This is a genomic window from Pseudomonas cyclaminis, assembly GCF_015163715.1.
GTDB classification, from domain to species: Bacteria; Pseudomonadota; Gammaproteobacteria; order Pseudomonadales; family Pseudomonadaceae; genus Aquipseudomonas; species Aquipseudomonas cyclaminis.
Window position 1 is genome coordinate 18340 of the sequence record NZ_JADDUM010000025.1, and the last position, 17894, is coordinate 36233.

A 17894-nucleotide genomic window follows, 5' to 3' on the forward strand; every position below is an offset into this window, starting at 1 on the left:
CCAACAGTTGCCATGCCCTGACCTGCTGTCTCACTGGTAAGCAGCGCAGCACGCGTGCAAACCCGTTGGAGGCACTATGAGCCCGATCAAAACCCTCTTGGGGTGCTCCCTCTTTTGCATCACCACTTCGCCTCTGCTGGGATATGCAGCAGAGCCGGACTTTTCGCACCTGTCCATCCTGACCAAGGATGAAACACCCGCCGACGCGATATGGCAGCGCACCCCCGACTATCAGCGGTACCCCATCGCGACCATTGCGCCCCTGGTGCCGGCCTCCACGACACGCTCGCCGGCAGATACCCAAGCCCTGCAAAGGCATCGACTGACGCGCTACTTCACCGTGGACACCCGCCACTTGACGCCAGGTCAGGCACAAGCCCTGGCCCAGGTACTCAAGCGAAACCCGCTGCTGGAGTCGGTCGAGTTCGAAGCGCAGGTCGACGGCATGCACAACGACGCCGCCGTGCCGATCGCCCCTTTGGCGCACACCAATATTCCGGACTACACGGGCCAGCAGCACTACCTGCAAGACAGGACGCCCGCTTCCCCGTACCGGATCGGCGGCGTAAATGCTGTTGCCGCCTGGTCTTCGCCAGGTGGCAAGGGCCAGGATATGCGGATCGTTTCTGCGGAGGTGGATCACTGGTCCTATGAGCATGTCGACCTGCCCAAACCCTTTCTGGAGGTTGATGACGGCGCGCAGACCGGCTACCACGACACCGCCAGCGCCGGCATCATGGCTTCCAGGGAAAACGGCTTCGGCACCACCGCAATCACGCCCGAGGTGCAGCTTGGCTACTTGCAGTGGGGAAACAGCCGGCTGATGCAACTGGCTGAACAATTGAATGAAGGCGACGTTGTGCAAATAGGCGTGCACATAAAGTCCCTGACCCTGCCCAGCGCGGTCTGCACCTCCGATTGCTACATGCCTGTCGAATACTCCCAACCGGTGCGTGACATCATCACTTACCTCACCGAGGAAAAGGGCGTGCACGTGGTCCTGGCCGCCGCAAACGGCAACGTCAATCTCGATCACCCTTACTTCAACGGCTACTTTGATCGGGATGTATTTGATTCGGGCTCGATCTATGCGGGTGCCGTCGATCCGGCTACCGGCCTGCGTGCATGGTTCTCGGACTACGGCAAGCGGGTGGATGTGTTCAGTTGGGGGCGCAACGTCACGACCACCACCTGGAGCGCCAGCAACCCTACAACGGGTTACACCCACACCTTTAGCGGTACGTCTTCATCCAATCCGATCATCGCTGGCGTGGCTGCCTCGCTGCAGGGCGTCGCACGCGCCAAGGGCCTGGGCAACCTTCCACCCAAGGTACTGCGCGACCTGTTGGTGGCCACGGGCTACCCGCCGATCGACGGCAACCGCACTGAGATCGGCGTACAACCCGATCTGGACGGCGCGATCAAAAAAATGCTCGACGATGGCGCTGACCATCCACCGACGGGGCGCCTTGCCCTGCCTGAATACGTCAAATCGGGCGAAACGTTCAGCGCCAGGGTGTATGCGCAGTCCCCCAGCCACCGACCACTGACTTATCGCTGGGATGCCCCAGGTTTTACCCCCCCGACGGCCAGTACCGAATCGTTGTTCTTCACCGCCCCCACCGTTGCCCAAGACACCCAGGCAACGCTCTCGGTCAATGTGTCCGACGGTGTCCACACCCTCCCACTCACGCAGACCCTGACTGTGAAGGCGCCCCCCGATGAAAGTGACTGCGGGGGCACGCCGCCCTGGGACGCCTCCAAGACCTACCAGACCTACGCCGAAGCCGTGGCGTACAAGGGGAAAATCTATAAGCAGAACTTCTACAACATCAATAAGGTGCCGGACCTCAACTCTGCCGACTACGGCAAGGAGTGGTTGACTGGGGTGGCCTGCGCTCGATAAATCATGGCAAAAGAACCGTTGTGGTGATCGCGTTTGCCTGGCAGCCCCCCCAAGCGCCTGCCAGGTCGCCACGCAAGCAAGGGCCCACACGCCCGAATCTAACCCTCCCGCGCAAAAACCCCTTAGTCGCCAACCAGCCAATGCATTAAAGTATCGCCCCCAGGCTCAGGTGTTTCGCACAACACCGAGGCTCTTCTTCCCAGGAACCGTCATCGATGGAACATCGTGAAGCGCTGCTTGCGCTGCGAACCTTTCTTTCTACGCAGATTCTCGGCCAGGAAAAACTCATCGATCGCCTGCTGATCGCCCTGCTCGCCGACGGCCATATGCTGGTGGAAGGCGCACCGGGGCTGGCCAAGACCAAGGCCATCAAAGAGCTGGCCGAAGGGATCGAGGCGCAGTTCCATCGCATCCAGTTCACCCCCGACCTGTTGCCCGCCGACATCACCGGCACCGAGATCTATCGCCCGGAAACCGGCAGCTTCGTGTTCCAGCAAGGGCCGATCTTCCACAACCTGGTGCTGGCGGACGAAATCAACCGTGCCCCGGCCAAGGTCCAGTCGGCGCTGCTGGAGGCCATGGCCGAGCGCCAGGTCAGCGTCGGGCGCAGCACCTACGAGCTGTCGCCGCTGTTTTTGGTGATGGCCACGCAAAACCCCATCGAACAGGAAGGCACCTACCCGCTGCCCGAAGCCCAGCTCGACCGGTTCCTGATGCACGTCAAGATCGGCTTTCCCGATGCAGCCGTCGAACGCCGCATCCTGCAACAAGCCCGTGGCGAAGCCCTCAACGGCGAAACCAAGCCCGAGCGCCGCGTCAGCCAGCAGGCAATCTTCGCTGCGCGCAAGGAAATCCTCGGCCTGTACATGGCCGATGCGGTGGAGGAATACCTGGTGCAACTGGTCATGGCCACGCGCACCCCGGCCAAGTTCGACCCGGAGATGGCCGAGTGGATTGCCTACGGCGCCAGCCCGCGTGGCTCCATCGCCCTCGACCGCTGCGCCCGTGCCCACGCCTGGCTGGCCGGACGTGACTTTGTGAGCCCAGAGGATATCCAGGCTGTGCTGTTCGACGTGCTGCGCCACCGCATCATTCTGTCGTTCGAGGCCGAAGCCGCCGGGATTGACCAGGACCGCGTGGTGCAACGCATTCTTGACGTCGTTGCCGTCGCTTGAAATCGATGAATGCCAGCGATGGGATCCGCGTCACGCTCAGCGAATTGATTGAGATGCGCCACCGCGTGCGCGAAGTGCAGCTGTTTTCCACGCCGAGCCAGCGCAGCCCGCTGATCGGCCTGCACCACTCCAAGCTGCGCGGGCGCGGCGTCGACTTCGACCAGGTGCGTGTGTACCAGGCCGGAGACGACGTGCGCACCATCGACTGGCGCGTCACCGCACGCACCCAGGAACCGCACACCAAACTGTTCCACGAAGAGCGCGAACGGCCAATCTTCATCATGGTGGAGCAAAGCTGCCGGCTGTTTTTCGGCTCGGGGCAGATGTTCAAGTCGGTGCTGGCGGCGCAGGCGGCGAGCCTGATCGGCTGGGCGGCCCTGGGGCACAACGACCGCGTCGGCGGGCTGGTGTTCGGCGACAACGAGCACTACGAAATCAAACCCCGGCGCAGCAAGCAAAGCCTGCTGCAACTGCTTAACCGCCTGGTGCGCGTCAACCAGAGCCTGGACACCGAGAGCCGCCCCGAGGCCGACGCCCTGGGCATGGCTCTGCGCCGAGGCCGCGAAGTGCTGCGCCCCGGCAGCCTGGTGATTGTGATATGCGATGAACGCGCCCTCACCGAAGGCGCCGAGCAACAACTGAGCCTGCTGTCACGCCATTGTGATCTGCTGCTGTTGCCGATCTCCGATCCGCTGGACCACGCACTGCCCGCCGCCGGGCTGCTGCGTTTCGCGCAGCGAGGCGCACAACTGGAACTCGACACGCTGAACTACGACTTGCGCCAGGCCTACAAGGCCCAGGCCGAAGCACGCATTGCCCGCTGGGAACTGCTCGCGCAAAAGCTGCGGGTACTGCTGATGCCCTTGAGCACCCAGAGCGAAATGGTCGAGCAACTGCGCGAATACCTCAACCCGCAACGTCCGGCCAAAAAACAATGAGCAGCCTTGACCAACTGCAACCGCTGATCGCCCCGCCGAGCATCGGCTTCTGGCCGCCTGCACCGGGCTGGTGGCTGGTGTTGCTGGTGATCCCGTTGTTGGGCTGGGGGCTTTGGTCCCTGCGCCGCTTTCTGCCTGCGCGCCGCCCGGTCGCACGCGCCGAACAACCCTTGGACCCGTTGCGCATCGCCGCCCTGGCCGAATTGGCACTGATGCCCAAACCCTACGACGGCGCGCCGCCGGTGCCTGGCTGCAACAACTCAATGGCCTGCTCAAGCGCCTGTGCCGCAACGACTACCCTTACAGCCAGAGCCACACCCTCAACGGGCGCAAATGGCTGGCGTTCCTCGACAACCGCTGCCCGGCTGCCGGCCTCACGCGCTGGATGGTGCTGGTGGAAGGCGCCTACAAACCCGAATGCAAACTCGACGACAAGGCCATCGCCGGCCTGACCCAAGCCGTCGACACCTGGATTCGCAAACATGTTTGAGTTCGCCTGGCCGTGGATCTTCGTCCTGTTGCCGTTGCCCTGGCTGATGCGGTTTATCCTGCCGGTAGCCGACAGCGGCGAGCCTGCGCTTAAAGTCAGCTACCTCGGCGACCTCGAAGGCCTGGCCAAGCGCCGCGCCCGCGTCAACCTGCCGGGCTGGCGCCAGCAGGCCCCCTTCGTGGTGTTGTGGCTGCTGTTGCTGACCGCCGCCGCACGCCCGGAATGGCTGGGCGAGCCGCTGCCGATTGCCGCCAGCGGCCGCGACCTGCTGGTGGCGGTGGACGTGTCCGGCTCCATGGATTTCCCCGACATGCAGTGGCAGAACGAGGACGTGAGTCGCCTGTCCCTGGTCAAAAGCCTGTTGGGTGATTTCCTTGAACACCGCGAAGGTGACCGCGTAGGCCTGATCCTGTTCGGCAGCCAGGCGTACCTGCAAGCGCCGCTGACCTTCGACCGCCGCACCGTACGCACCTGGCTGGATGAAGCACGCATCGGCATCGCCGGCAAAAACACTGCCATCGGCGATGCCATCGGCCTGGCCCTCAAACGCCTGCGCCAGCGCCCGGCGCAAAGCCGCGTACTGATCCTGGTCACCGACGGCGCCAACAACGCCGGGCAGATCGACCCACTGACCGCCGCACGCCTGGCGGCCGAAGAAGGTGTGAAAATCTACCCTATCGGCATCGGCGCCGACCCGGAGCAAACCGGTTCCCTGGGCATCCTCGGCGTCAACCCGAGCCTGGACCTCGATGAACCGGCACTCAAGGCCATCGCCAACGCCACCGGCGGGCAATACTTCCGTGCCCGCGATGGCGAAGAATTGCAAACCATCAAGGACACCCTCGACCGACTCGAACCCGTCGAGCAACAACCGACCCAGGCCCGCCCGGCCCAGGCGCTGTACAGCGGCCCGCTGGCCCTGGCGCTGATCCTGAGTATGTTGCTGGTGATCCAGGAGCGCTGGCCGAACAACGCCCTGCAACGCTGGTTCAGCAAAATGTCGAGCAAGGGGATCTTCCTGCAACAGAGTCCTGAGTGGCGCCAACGCCTTAAACGCCTGCGTTTGCGGAGGCGTCGATGATCGACCTGTGGCCGCACTGGTTCCGCCCCTGGTGGCTGTTGCTGTTGCCGCTGCTCGGCTGGTTGCTGTGGCAGCTGTGGCACCGGCAAAAACGCGCCGGGCGTTGGCAGATGATCCTGCCGCCGGCCTTCCACGCGGTGCTGCTCAGCGGTGGCAACGGCCGCGAAAGCAAATCACCGTGGGTGGTGCTCGGTATCGCCTGGCTATTGGCCGTGCTGGCCTTGCTCGGCCCCAGTTGGCAACGCGTCGAACAAACCAGCCAGAAGCCTTCCGATCCGCTGGTGGTGCTGCTGGAGCTGACCCCGGAAATGCTCGCCACCGACAGCCCGCCCAATCGTCTGGAGCAGGCCCGCCGCAAGCTGTATGACTTGTTGCAGGCGCGCACCGATGCGCAAACCGCCATCGTGGTGTACGCCGGTAGCGCCCACACCCTGGTGCCGCTGTCGGACGACCTGGGCACCAGCCGCAACCTGCTCGAAGCGCTGCGTCCCTCGATCATGCCCGAGCCCGGCCACCGCGCCGACTTGGCGGTACAGAAAGCCCTGGACTTGCTCCAGCACAGCGGGCTAGGCCAAGGACGCCTGCTGCTGATCGGCTCATCCCTGTCCAAGCAGGAGCGCCAAGGCATTCGACTGTTGCTGCAGAGCAACCAATCGCCGCCCCTGTCGATCCTCGGCATCGGCAGCCGTGAAGGCACGCCGGTGACCCAGGAAAGCGGTGAGTTCCTCAAGGACGAACAAGGCGCGATCCTGGTGCCACGCCTCGACAGCCCCACGCTCAAAGCCTTCGCCAGCGAGATGGGCGGCCGTTACCGCGCCGCGCGCCTGGACGATAAAGACCTGCGCCAGCTCGGCGTACTCGACCCGCCGCAAGCCCTGCGTAACGACGGCCAGTTGCTGCACCTCGACACCTGGGCCGACCAGGGTTACTGGCTGCTCTTGCCGCTGTTGCTGCTCGCCGCCTGCGCGGGGCGTCGTGGCTGGCTGTTTTGCCTGCCCTTGCTGCTGATGGCCGCCCCCCAGCCCAGCTACGCCTTTGAACTCCAGGATTTGTGGCTGCGCCCGGACCAGCAAGGCCAATACCTGCTCAAGAAAAAACGCCCCGCCGAAGCCGCCGAACGCTTCCAGGACGTGCAATGGCAAGGCGTTGCCTTGTACGAAGCCGGCAACTATGCCGAAGCCATCAAGCGGTTTGCCGAAGGCAACGACGCCTACTCTCACTACAATCGCGGTAATGCCTTGGCCAAATCCGGCGAACTCGAAGCGGCTATCGACGCCTACGAGCAAGCCCTGGAAGCCCAGCCCGACCTGCAACCAGCCCTGAAAAACAAGGCCCTGGTGGAAGCCCTGATTCAGGAGCAGGCAGCGCCCGAGCCCGAACAGCCGGCAAAAAAACGAGGATGACGAAACCACCCAACCCGGCCAAACTGCGCAACCGGGCGCCAATGGGCAAACTGCCACGGGCGGCGAGCAGTCGTCCCAGGGCCAGGGCGAATCCGGCACCGGTGACACCCAGACCGGCGCCACACCACAAACCGGCGGCAACGAAGTACCGGGCAGCGAACTGGGCGACGAGCAAACCACCACCCCGCCGCTGCGCCCTATCGACGCCAACCTCGACGGTGAACACCGCCAAGCCCTGGAACAATGGCTGCGGGAGATCCCGGACAACCCCGGCGAACTGCTGCGACGCAAATTCTGGTACGAACAGCAACAACATCAGGACAAGACTCGATGAGCCGCCGCACCCCCCTTCTGCTTCTGCTCGCGTTGACGGCAGGCCACGCCCAGGCGGCGAACCTGGTAGCCAGTGTCGACCGCAGCCGCCTCAATTCCGGGGAAACGGTGGAGCTGACGGTGGAGTCCAGCGACGTCACCCAGTTCGGCAAACCCGACCTGTCGCCCCTGGATGCGCAGTTCGAAGTCAGCGGCACCCGCCAGCTCAACCAGCTCACCACCCTGGGCGGCGACAACCACGCGACCACGCGCTGGATCATCACCTTGCTGCCCAAGCAAAACGGCACCGTAGTAATCCCGCCGTTGCAAGTGGGCGAGTACTCGACCCAGCCGATCAGCCTGCAAGTGCTGGAAACCGCCAGCCAGAACAGCAACGCCGAGCTGGCGCCGGTGTTTGTCGAAGCCAACCTCGACCAAACCAGCGTGTACGTGCAGGCCCAGGCCCTGTTGACCGTGCGCGTGTACCACTCGGTGTCGCTGTATGACGACAGCAGCCTCACCCCGTTGCAGATCCCGGATGCACGCGTGGAGCAATTGGGCGAGTCGCGCACCTACGAAAAGGTCATCAACAGCATCCGCCACGGTGTGATCGAAACCCGCTACGCGATCTACCCGCAACACAGCGGCGCCCTGGAACTGCCAACGCAGACCTTCAGCGCCACGTTGGTGGAATCGCGCCCGCCCCAGGACAATACCCTGCAAGGCACCAAGCCGGGCAAGCTGATCCACGTGAGTTCGGCGCCGCTGGCGTTGCAGGTCAAGCCCAAGCCCGAGTTGTATCCCGCCGATACGCCCTGGTTGCCGGCGCGCAGCCTGACCCTGACCGAGTCCTGGAATCCAGAGCCGGAACATGTGCAAGTCGGCGACTCCCTGACGCGCAGCCTCACGATCAAGGCCGAGGGCCTGTCCAGTGCCCAACTGCCGGCCCTCCCCAGCACTGAAATCAATGGCTTGCGCCGCTACCCGGACCAACCGGTGCTCGGCAACCAGACCAGCGACCGTGGCCTGGTCGGCAGCCGCGAAGACCGCGAGGCCCTGGTGCCCAATCGTGTCGGCCCGCTGGAACTGCCACCGGTTGAAGTGGTGTGGTGGAACACCCACGAGGATCACCTTGAACGCACCAGCCTGCCCGCCCGCACCCTGCAAGTGGCGGCCAACCCGAGCCTGATGGTGGACACCCCCGCTACGCCGACCATCATCACCGCACCGGACGACAGCCGTCTGTGGCTATGGCAACTGAGCACCCTGGTCCTGGCCTGCACCACCCTGCTGGGCTTCGGCCTGTGGTGGCGTGCGCGCTGGCAACCGGCGGTGCTGCGCGCCGCACAAACCGGCCCGAGCCCGCGCACCCTGCTCGATGACCTCAAGCGCGCGACCCAGGCCAACGACCCCCAGGCCACCCGCCAGGCGCTGGATGCCTGGGCGCGGCAGCAGCCGGAAACCCTGGCGGACATGGCGGCGCGGTTTGTACCGTTGTCGGATGCGTTGGATGGGCTCAATGGCGCGCTGTACAGCGAGAGCGGTCAGTACTGGCTGGGTGAAGACTTGTGGCGAGCGATAAAAGCCATCCCCATGACCGAGCGCGTGCAAGACTCGGCGACGGACACCACCAGCCTGCCGCCGCTGTATCCCAAGTAACCTGGATTCAGCCCACGCCACGCAACCCCGTGGGAGCGGGCTTGTCCACGAAGGCGGCCTGTCAGTAAAAAATCTGCTGCTTGTTGATGTGCACCGCAGCGTGTCGGCGTGAGAACATCGACAGGCGTCTTCCATTCATGGCTGACCACTCGTCGCTACTGTCAATTCTGACAGGTACTGAATCGCATTTATTTGATGCTAAATCCTGTGTACGACCTGCAGCGCGTCGCTCGCCAGTACGGGTCATTTCACTACCCACAGGACGCCTGATCATGGATCAAGAACAGCTCTCCAACCCGCGGCTGCCCGCCGCATGCCCGCCCTTATATCCTGAGCCTGGGTCTGAGGACATTTTCGACCTGACCACCCCCGAATACCACGCACCCGTGCCGTTTTCCGAGCTCCCACTCTACATCCCCGGCATGACCACACCTGTGGTCGGCTTCGACGGTGGGATCAACCTGGCCGCCCTGGACACCCATCGCAACGAGGGTCTGCTGTGCGTTCTGTTGCCCTATCTGGACATGTCGCAACTGGATTTCATCGAGCTGTTCTACCGCGATATCAAAACGCCCGTGGCGACTCACACGGTGACCAAGGAACAAGCCGACAATGGCACACAGATCCCGTTGTACATCCCCCGTACACGGTTTACAGACGGTCCCGTGGAACCGGTTTTTTTCCGGGTTACGCGAGTGCTCGGCGGAACGGAGGAGACTCGCCCCTTCAGGCTCAAAATCGACACCGTAGCGCCTGCCGGGCCGGATCCGAGACCTAGCGAACCGTGGCACTCCAACCTGGGCGCGCCCGAGCCGGAGACCGACTTCGTCGATGAAACAGCAGCCGGTCTGGGAGTGAATGTGACAATTCCCTTCTACCCCCTTGACATCAACAGGCCCGCCAACACGTACCGCACGGTGCGGGACCGCATTCGCCTGAGCATTGGCGGATTTATCATCAACCACCGGGTCACCGAAGGCGAGGCGGCCGGCCGCGAGCCGATTGTAATCTGGGTGTATGCGGGCACCTGGGCGCAGATCGGCAGCGGCTCCCACGTCTGCGAGTACGAAATCGTAGATGAGGTGGGTAACTATTCCCCAGGCTGGTCACCGGCGGTGCTGATCGAGGTCGAACTGGATGATGGCGCCGAACCGCTGCTGCCTGAGTGCTACATCTACGAAGCACCTGAGGACATCCTTGATGTGGACGAGCAGATGGGGGCGGACGCCACCATCGAAGTCTCCGTTCATCGCTTTGACTATGTGGTCGGCGATCTGATTCGGATCAGGGCTATTGGCCGCAATGCGCAGGGGGTGAGCGTCACCACCTATTACGAACACCGCGTCACGGTCACCGGGCGAAATGCCCGCATCCCCTTCCCGTTCGAGGATTTTGCGCCACTGGTGGGCGGGCGTGTGCAATTGTCCTATGAGCGCATACGCGCAGGCGTTCCAAACCGGCGCTCGCACACGACTATCGTGCAGATCACCGGCACACCGATCAGCATCAGCTTGCCAGCACCTCGCGTGGACGAGGCGCCGGACGGTGCCACCCTGCCGCCGGAATCGGCATATGTCACCGTGAGAATTGACGAATACACAGGCCAGGACCCTTTTGACCTGGTCACCCTGTTCCTGGTGGGCGTGTATGCCAACGGTTCGCGGTATTACCGCGAGCTTTACGACACGGCCGGTGAAGGGCTTATCACCTTCCGGTTGATGAACGGGGTCAACGGCGATATCGCCAAACTCGAAGGCGGTACCCTCAGGTGTTATTACACCGTCATTAGCGCCCAAGGAACGCGCCCCTCGCAGGATCTGCTGCTCGATGTCGGATTACCCCAGGCCTCGTTGCCTGAACCATTCGTGGAGCAGGCACCGCCTCCTGCGTATGAGTTCGATCCAGACCAGTCGAGCGGTGATGCACGCATCCTGGTCCGGGCACACACCGATATACAAGAAGGCGACACCATCACCTTGTACTTCGAAGGTAGTGCCAGCGGCGGCAGTGCGCCCCCCATCCACTTCCAGGTATTGGCGCACTGGGTTGGCCGAGACCTGCCATTTACCGTCCAGCGCCAATATGTTCTGGCCAATCTCAACAGAACGGCGCGCATTTACTACACCCTCACCCGTACGGGTGCACGCACGCGGTTATCCCATTCCGTCGTGATGAAAGTCGGTGCCAATCTGACCTTGGATGTACCTGAAGTGCTGGAAGCCACGAAGACAGGCCCGACGAGTGCGCAGATAAATCCGTTGCATATCGATCAAGCCGAGGTGTTCACCATCCGCGTGAGGTATGAGCCGATGCTTTATACCGATGACATCACCGTCTTCCTGTTCGGCAAGCCCGGTTTCGCGATACCGGCCATCAAACCTAAGCCAGGCGACCCGTCCTTGGGGTATGTTGATTTCTATGCCTCCGGCAGGAATATCGCAGGTCATCTGGGGCAGGCACTCAGAGTGGGCTATAGCGTCACACGCCAGGGTGCCCCCACAAACTCCAAGATTCTGGACTTGCGGGTACTGGCGTTTGATGAGCTGACGCCCAATCCACTTCCCTTTCCAAGGATCAACGACATCGCCCCCGGCGGAACGCTGGACCTCAACACCATTGTCGGCGATGCGACCGCCGCCGTGGCCAAGTGGGCCCTGGTTGCGGCGGGCGATTGGGTGTGGCTGACCTGCAGCAGCGAAGGCGTAAATGACTTGAACCTGCTTACGGCACACCCGCTTACATCAACGGAAGCGACGGATGGGTTGCACAACCTGCCAGTACTTCGCAGTTGGCTGGAGTCGATCCCCAACAACAGTCCTATCCATGTGAAGTTCGAGGCAACGTTCGATGGCACCCTGGATGCCGAGAGCATCGTCACCTTTCCGATCACGACATACACCGTTGTGCAACGGAGCAAGCTATCGGTGGAATGGCCTTTCACCACCGGCAGCTGGCACGGCTGGAGCCCAGATGGACAATACAGAGACACAAACAACATCGCCAATGAAGGCGCAGGGCTTGGGATTGGCTCATATACCGACGGGCCTTACAACTTTTCCGGGGCGGTCATCGCGTATACAGTCCAGGTACAAGCCAACAAGACCTATGACTTGAGCTTTTCACTGCGCGCCATACGAGCCACGGGCGCAAACGCAACCAATATCTATCTCACCGTCAATGGCAGCGCTGTCGGCTCAGCCGTGAACACACAAAATCAGACAACCTGGCGCACCGGTACTGGCGTCTATACCGCGTCAGCCACAGGGTCGGTAAAGCTTGGTCTGTACAACACGATCACCAGTGGCGACGGGAATGACTTCTACATCGGGGCTGTCACGATGAAGGAACGGTAACTAACTGAAACAACTGATCGTTCCCAGCTCGCCTGGGAACGATCAGCCCCCTCCTTCAGGTTTACAGGTAAACTCCCTCCTTTTTCACCTTCCCCACGGAGTTCGCCTTGCGTCTGTTCCACACCTCCGACTGGCACCTTGGCCAAAACCTGCATGGCCAGGAACGCGACTTCGAACACGCCTGTTTCCTTGAGTGGCTGCTACGCCAACTCAATATCCATCGCCCGGATGTGCTGCTGATCGCCGGCGATATCTTCGATACAGTCAACCCGCCGCTCAAGGCCCAGGAGCGGCTGTATGACTTCATCATCAGCGCCCATGAACAAAACCCGACGCTGACCATCGTGATGATCGCGGGCAACCACGACTCCGGCTCGCGCATCGAACTGCCCGCGCCGTTGATGCGGCGCCTGCGCACCCATGCGCTCGGCCGCGTGCTGTGGCTGGACGATGGCCAACTGGATGCCGAGCGTCTGCTGATCCCGTTGCCGGATGCCAAAGGCAAGATCGCCGCCTGGTGCCTGGCCCTGCCTTTCCTGCGGCCGGCCGAAGTCACCGGCGCCCACCTGGGTGACGATTACCTGCGCGGTATCGGCCAGGTCCATGAAGGGTTGATCGCCGCCGCCAACGCCAGACGCAAAAAAGGCCAGGCGCTGATTGCTATCAGCCATGCGCACATGGCCGGTGGTTCGGTGTCGGAAGACTCCGAGCGCAGCCTGATCATCGGCAACGCCGAGGCGCTGCCCGCCAAACTGTTCGACAAGAGTGTCGCCTACGTTGCCCTCGGCCATTTGCACAAGCCGCAAAAGGTCAATGGCGAAGAGCGCATTCGCTACAGCGGCTCGCCGATTCCACTGTCGTTTTCCGAAATCGGCTACAAGCACCAGATTCTCGATGTGACCTTCCAGGGCCAATGCCTGGTGAGTGTCGAACCGCTGCTGATTCCCCGCTCGGTCGACCTGCAACGCCTCGAAGCCGCGCCGCTGGCGGATATCCTCAGGCAGCTGGCAGAGCTGCCCGACATCGACCTGCTCGCCGAAACCCAGCGCCACCCGTGGCTGGAAGTGCGCGTGCGCCTCGACGAACCGCAACCGGACCTGCGCCAGCAAATCGAAACCGCCCTGCAAGGCAAGGCCGTGCGCCTGGTGCGCATCGCCGCCGAGTACGCCGGCAAACGCGGCAGCGATGCCACTGACGAAGAGCGCTTGATCGAACTCGACCAGCTCACGCCCCAGGAGCTGTTCAGCCGCGCCTGGCAGGACAGCTACGGCAGCGAAGTGGATGAACAGACCTTGAAGGACTTCGCCGTGCTGCTCCAGGAAGTGCAACAGCAGGAGGAACAGCCATGAAGATCCTCGCCATCCGCCTGAAAAACCTCGCCTCCCTGGCCGGCCCCTTCGAGATCGACTTTACCGCCGAGCCCCTGGCCAGCGCCGGGTTGTTCGCGATCACCGGGCCGACCGGCGCCGGTAAAAGCACTTTGCTCGATGCACTGTGCCTGGCGCTGTTTGGCGCCGTGCCGCGCCTGGGCGATACCGGCCAGGCCAAGATGCCCGATGCCGACACCGATATTTCCATCGGCGACCCACGTACCCTGATCCGTCGAGGCACCGGCGGCGGCTATGCCGAGGTGGATTTTGTCGGCGTCAGTGGCCGTCGCTACCGTGCGCGCTGGGAAGCCAATCGCGCCCGCGACAAGGCCAGCGGCAAGCTGCAGAACAGCCGGCAAAGCCTGATGGACCTGGACAGCGACCAACTGCTGGCCAGCCAGAAGACCGAATACAAGACCCAGTTGGAACTGGCCCTGGGCCTGAACTTCGAGCAGTTCACCCGCGCCGTGCTGCTGGCCCAGAGTGAGTTCAGCGCCTTCCTCAAGGCCAACGACAACGAGCGCAGCGAACTGCTGGAAAAGCTCACCGATACCGCGCTCTATACCCAACTGGGTCGCCGCGCATTCGACAAGGCCAAGGACGCCAAGGACACGCACAAGCAGCTGCAGGATCAGGCCACCGGCGTGGTGCCCCTGGCCGCCGAGGCCCGCGCCGAGCTGGATCAGCAACTGGCCGACGCTCAGCAGCACTTCAAGACTCAGCAGGCCCAGCTCAAACAGTTGGAGTTGCAGCACACCTGGCTCAAGGAACTGCGCGAATGGCAGGAACGCCAACTCAGTGCCACCGAACAGCTGCAACGCGCCCAGGGCGATTGGGATAGCCAGGGCCCGCAACGCCAGGACTTGAGCCGGCTGGAGCAATTGGCGCCACAACGCCATCACTTTGCACGGCAGGCTGAACTCAGCACGTTGCTGACCCCGTTGGCAGCGCAGATTCAGCAGCACATCGAGCAGCAAAACGCCCTGCACACCCGTCAGCAACACGCGCAGTTGCAACAAGCGACTGCGCAAAGTGCCTTGGCCCAGGCGCTGAGCAATCAGGCCGACGCGGTGCCGCTATTGCGCCAGGCCTTCGAAGCGCAAAGCACCCTCGCCCACTTGACCCGTGACCTGGCCAAGCGTGCGGAAGAAAAACAGCAGCAGGAAAACGCCTGCACCGAGGGCCACGCCCTGCTCAAGGGCCTGCAAGACAAACACACCCAGGTTGCCGAGCGCCTGCAACGTTTGTCCGCCGAGCTTGAGCGCAATGCCAGCCTCGCCCCCCTGAGCGAGGCCTGGAACGCCTACCGCGACCGCCTGCAACAGCTGATGCTGATCGGCAACCGCCTGAAAAAAGGCCAGGCCGAGCTGCCTCAACTGGAAGAACGCGCCACCACCTCGGCCGACAAGTTTGCCCAGCAACGCGAAGCCCTGGACCTGCTCTATCAAGAAGCCGGCGCCGAACCCCACGCCGTGGCCGAACAGGTGCAACTGCTGGCCAGCCTGCTGCAAGACAATCGCAAGCAACAGCGTGCCTTCGAAGACCTGACGCGCCTGTGGGACAGCCAGCGACAGTTGGACCAACACGCCGCAGCCCTCACGCAAAAGCTCGCCGACGCCGCGCAGCAACGCGACCAACTGAACCAGGCCGGCCTGCACACCAAGGCCGAACTGGCGGTAGCCGAACAGACGCTGACAGTGACCAAGCAATTGCTTGAACGCCAGCGCCTGGCGCGCAGTGCCAGCGTCGAGGAGCTGCGCGAGCAGTTGCAGGATGATCAGCCTTGCCCAGTCTGCGGCAGCCATGAGCACCCCTATCACCAACCCGAAGCGTTGCTGCACAGTCTCGGCCGCCACGATGAAAATGAGGAGGCCACGGCGCAGAAAGCCGTCGACACCCTCAAGGAAAAACTCACCGAACTGCGCGGTGAAGTGGGCGGTTTGATTGCCCAGCAAAAGGAATTCCTGCAGCAGCAAGAGCAGTTGGCAATCCAGCAACAGGGCCTTGCGCCGAGCCTTGAGGCACACCCGTTGTCCGCCTCGCTGCTCAACCAGGACGCGGCCAAACGCAGCGACTGGTTGACCCAGCAACTGAGCCAATTGACCCAAAGCATCAGCCAGGACGAACAACGCCAGGGCGCTCTGCTCAATCTGCAACAGAACGCCGGGCGTCTGCAGCAGCAACTGCAACTGGCCCAGGAGGCGAGCCAGCAGGCCCGTCAGCTGATGCTGGATCAGCAGCGCGAGCTGTCCAACGACCGCGAACGTCTTGACGAAGAACTCCAGGCCTTCGCCAGCCTGCTGCCGGCCGACACCCTCGAAGGCTTGCGCAGCGAACCGGCCGCGACCTTCATGTTGCTCGACCAGCAGGTCAATCAGCGCCTTGAGCAGCTTGGCCATCGGCAGGATGAGCTGGCCGAGCAACAGGAACGCCAGCAGGCCATCGAGAAAGAACACACCCACCAGCAGCATCGCCAGCAGCAACTCGACGCGCTGAACCAGCAATTTACCGAGCTGGCGACCCAGCAACAGGCTGCTCAGGAAACACTCAGTACTCTGTTGGGCGAGCACGCCAGCGCTGAACAGTGGCAGCAACAACTGGAACAGGCTGTGGTGCAGTCGCGCCAGAGCGAAACCGACGCCAACCAACAGTTGCAGGTCATCCACAACGAACTGATCCAACTGGCCGCTGATCTCAAATCCCGCCAGGAGCGTCAGCACACACTGGAAGCTGAACAGCAGGAACTCGAAACACGCCTCGCCCAGTGGCGCGCCCTGCACCCTGAGCTGGATGACACTGGCCTGGCACGGCTACTGGCGTTCGATGACGCCCAGATCAGCGCACTGCGCCAACAGGTGCAAGCCAGCGAAAAGGCCGTCGAGCAAGCCAACGTCCTGCTGCAAGAGCGCGAGCAACGCCTCGCCGAACATCAGGCTTCGCACAACGGCAACCTGGACGCCGAACAATTGGACAGCGCCCTGGCCAGCCTCAACCAACAATTGGCCGAAGGCGAAAAACAGGTGGCTGAACTGCGCGCGCGTCAGTCCGAGGACCAGCGCCGCCAGGACGCCAACCATGCCCTGGCCGAGCGCATCACCCAGGCTTATGAAGAGTGGCAACGCTGGGCGCGCCTGAATGCACTGATCGGCTCGGCCACCGGCGATACGTTCCGCAAGATCGCCCAGGCCTATAACCTTGACCTGCTGGTGCATCACGCCAACGTGCAGCTGCGCCAACTGGTGCGCCGCTACCGCCTCAAGCGCGGTGGCAGCATGCTCGGGTTGCTGGTGATGGACACGGAAATGGGTGACGAACTGCGCTCGGTGCATTCATTGTCCGGCGGCGAGACGTTCCTGGTGTCGTTGGCGCTGGCCTTGGGCCTGGCGTCGATGGCGTCGAGCACGCTGAAGATCGAATCGTTGTTTATCGACGAAGGCTTCGGCAGCCTCGACCCGGAGTCCCTGCAATTGGCGATGGATGCACTGGATGGTTTGCAGGCCCAGGGCCGCAAAGTCGCGGTAATTTCCCACGTGCAGGAAATGCATGAGCGCATTCCGGTGCAGATCCAGGTCAAGCGCCAGGGCAATGGCCTGAGCACCCTGGAGGTCAAGTGAGCGAAGCGCTGCTGTATTCGTTCCGACGCTGCCCGTACGCGATGCGCGCACGCCTGGCCTTGCGGTATTCGGGCGTGCCGGTGCAGATCATCGAGGTGAGCCTGAAAGCCAAGCCGGCGGAGATGCTGGCGCTGTCGCCCAAGGGCACGGTGCCGGTGTTGAGGGTGGACGGTCAGGTAATCGATGAGAGCCTGGCGATCATGCAGTGGGCGCTGGCGCAGAACGACCCTGACGATTGGTTGCTACAGGGCGATACCAGAGTGTTGGAGCTGATTGCCGAGAACGATTCAACCTTCAAGCATCATTGAATCGATACAAGTACGCCGAACGTTACCCCGAGCAGCCAATGGAACATTATCGGGCCGAGGGCGCAGTATTTTTGCAGAAGCTCGAGGATATGCTGGCGGGAACCCACTACTTGCTGGCCGACCATTTGAGCCTGGCCGATGTGGCACTGGCGCCGTTTGTGCGCCAGTTTGCTCATGTGGATCGGGAGTGGTTTGCAGGGGCACCGTATCAGCGGCTAGAGGTTTGGCTACAACGTTTCCTGGACTCGCCGCTGTTTCTTACGGTGATGGCAAAGGCTTAAGCCC

The 17894-nt window shown here is 62.7% G+C and carries 8 protein-coding genes and 3 pseudogenes; all 11 read left to right on the forward strand.

Going from position 1 to position 17894, the window contains the following annotated elements:
• Nucleotides 1–76 precede the first annotated feature (76 nt).
• Nucleotides 77–1906: a S8 family serine peptidase gene (locus IQK56_RS03155; RefSeq protein WP_193863695.1), complete on the forward strand. Its 1830-nt coding sequence runs from the start codon at nucleotides 77–79 to the stop codon at nucleotides 1904–1906.
• A 215-nt stretch (nucleotides 1907–2121) separates the two neighbouring features.
• Nucleotides 2122–3081, forward strand: coding sequence for an AAA family ATPase (locus tag IQK56_RS03160; protein ID WP_017739127.1), 960 nt, complete (start codon nucleotides 2122–2124; stop codon nucleotides 3079–3081).
• Nucleotides 3082–3086: 5 nt separating this feature from the next.
• A complete protein-coding gene (locus IQK56_RS03165; protein ID WP_122307081.1) occupies nucleotides 3087–4019 on the forward strand; it encodes a DUF58 domain-containing protein in 933 nt (310 codons plus the stop codon).
• Nucleotides 4016–4509, forward strand: a pseudogene (locus IQK56_RS03170) (DUF4381 domain-containing protein). Before IQK56_RS03165 ends, IQK56_RS03170 begins: the two are co-directional and overlap by 4 nt.
• Nucleotides 4502–5590 carry a vWA domain-containing protein gene (locus IQK56_RS03175; protein WP_150760673.1) on the forward strand — a complete coding sequence of 363 codons (1089 nt, stop codon included), beginning with the start codon at nucleotides 4502–4504 and terminating at the stop codon, nucleotides 5588–5590. The pseudogene IQK56_RS03170 and the gene IQK56_RS03175 overlap by 8 nt, the downstream one beginning before the upstream one ends.
• Nucleotides 5587–7327 (forward strand): annotated as a pseudogene (locus tag IQK56_RS03180) (tetratricopeptide repeat protein). Before IQK56_RS03175 ends, IQK56_RS03180 begins: the two are co-directional and overlap by 4 nt.
• Complete coding sequence (locus IQK56_RS03185) at nucleotides 7324–8964, forward strand: BatD family protein (RefSeq protein WP_193863697.1); 1641 nt, start codon at nucleotides 7324–7326, stop codon at nucleotides 8962–8964. Before IQK56_RS03180 ends, IQK56_RS03185 begins: the two are co-directional and overlap by 4 nt.
• A gap of 272 nt (nucleotides 8965–9236) precedes the next feature.
• A complete protein-coding gene (locus tag IQK56_RS03190; RefSeq protein ID WP_193901531.1) occupies nucleotides 9237–12317 on the forward strand; it encodes a carbohydrate-binding protein in 3081 nt (1026 codons plus the stop codon).
• A 107-nt stretch (nucleotides 12318–12424) separates the two neighbouring features.
• Nucleotides 12425–13666: an exonuclease SbcCD subunit D C-terminal domain-containing protein gene (locus IQK56_RS03195; RefSeq protein WP_193863700.1), complete on the forward strand. Its 1242-nt coding sequence runs from the start codon at nucleotides 12425–12427 to the stop codon at nucleotides 13664–13666.
• Nucleotides 13663–17301, forward strand: coding sequence for an AAA family ATPase (locus IQK56_RS03200; protein ID WP_193863701.1), 3639 nt, complete (start codon nucleotides 13663–13665; stop codon nucleotides 17299–17301). The genes IQK56_RS03195 and IQK56_RS03200 overlap by 4 nt, the downstream gene beginning before the upstream one ends.
• Nucleotides 17298–17890, forward strand: a pseudogene (locus IQK56_RS03205) (glutathione S-transferase). The gene IQK56_RS03200 and the pseudogene IQK56_RS03205 overlap by 4 nt, the downstream one beginning before the upstream one ends.
• Nucleotides 17891–17894 lie beyond the last annotated feature (4 nt).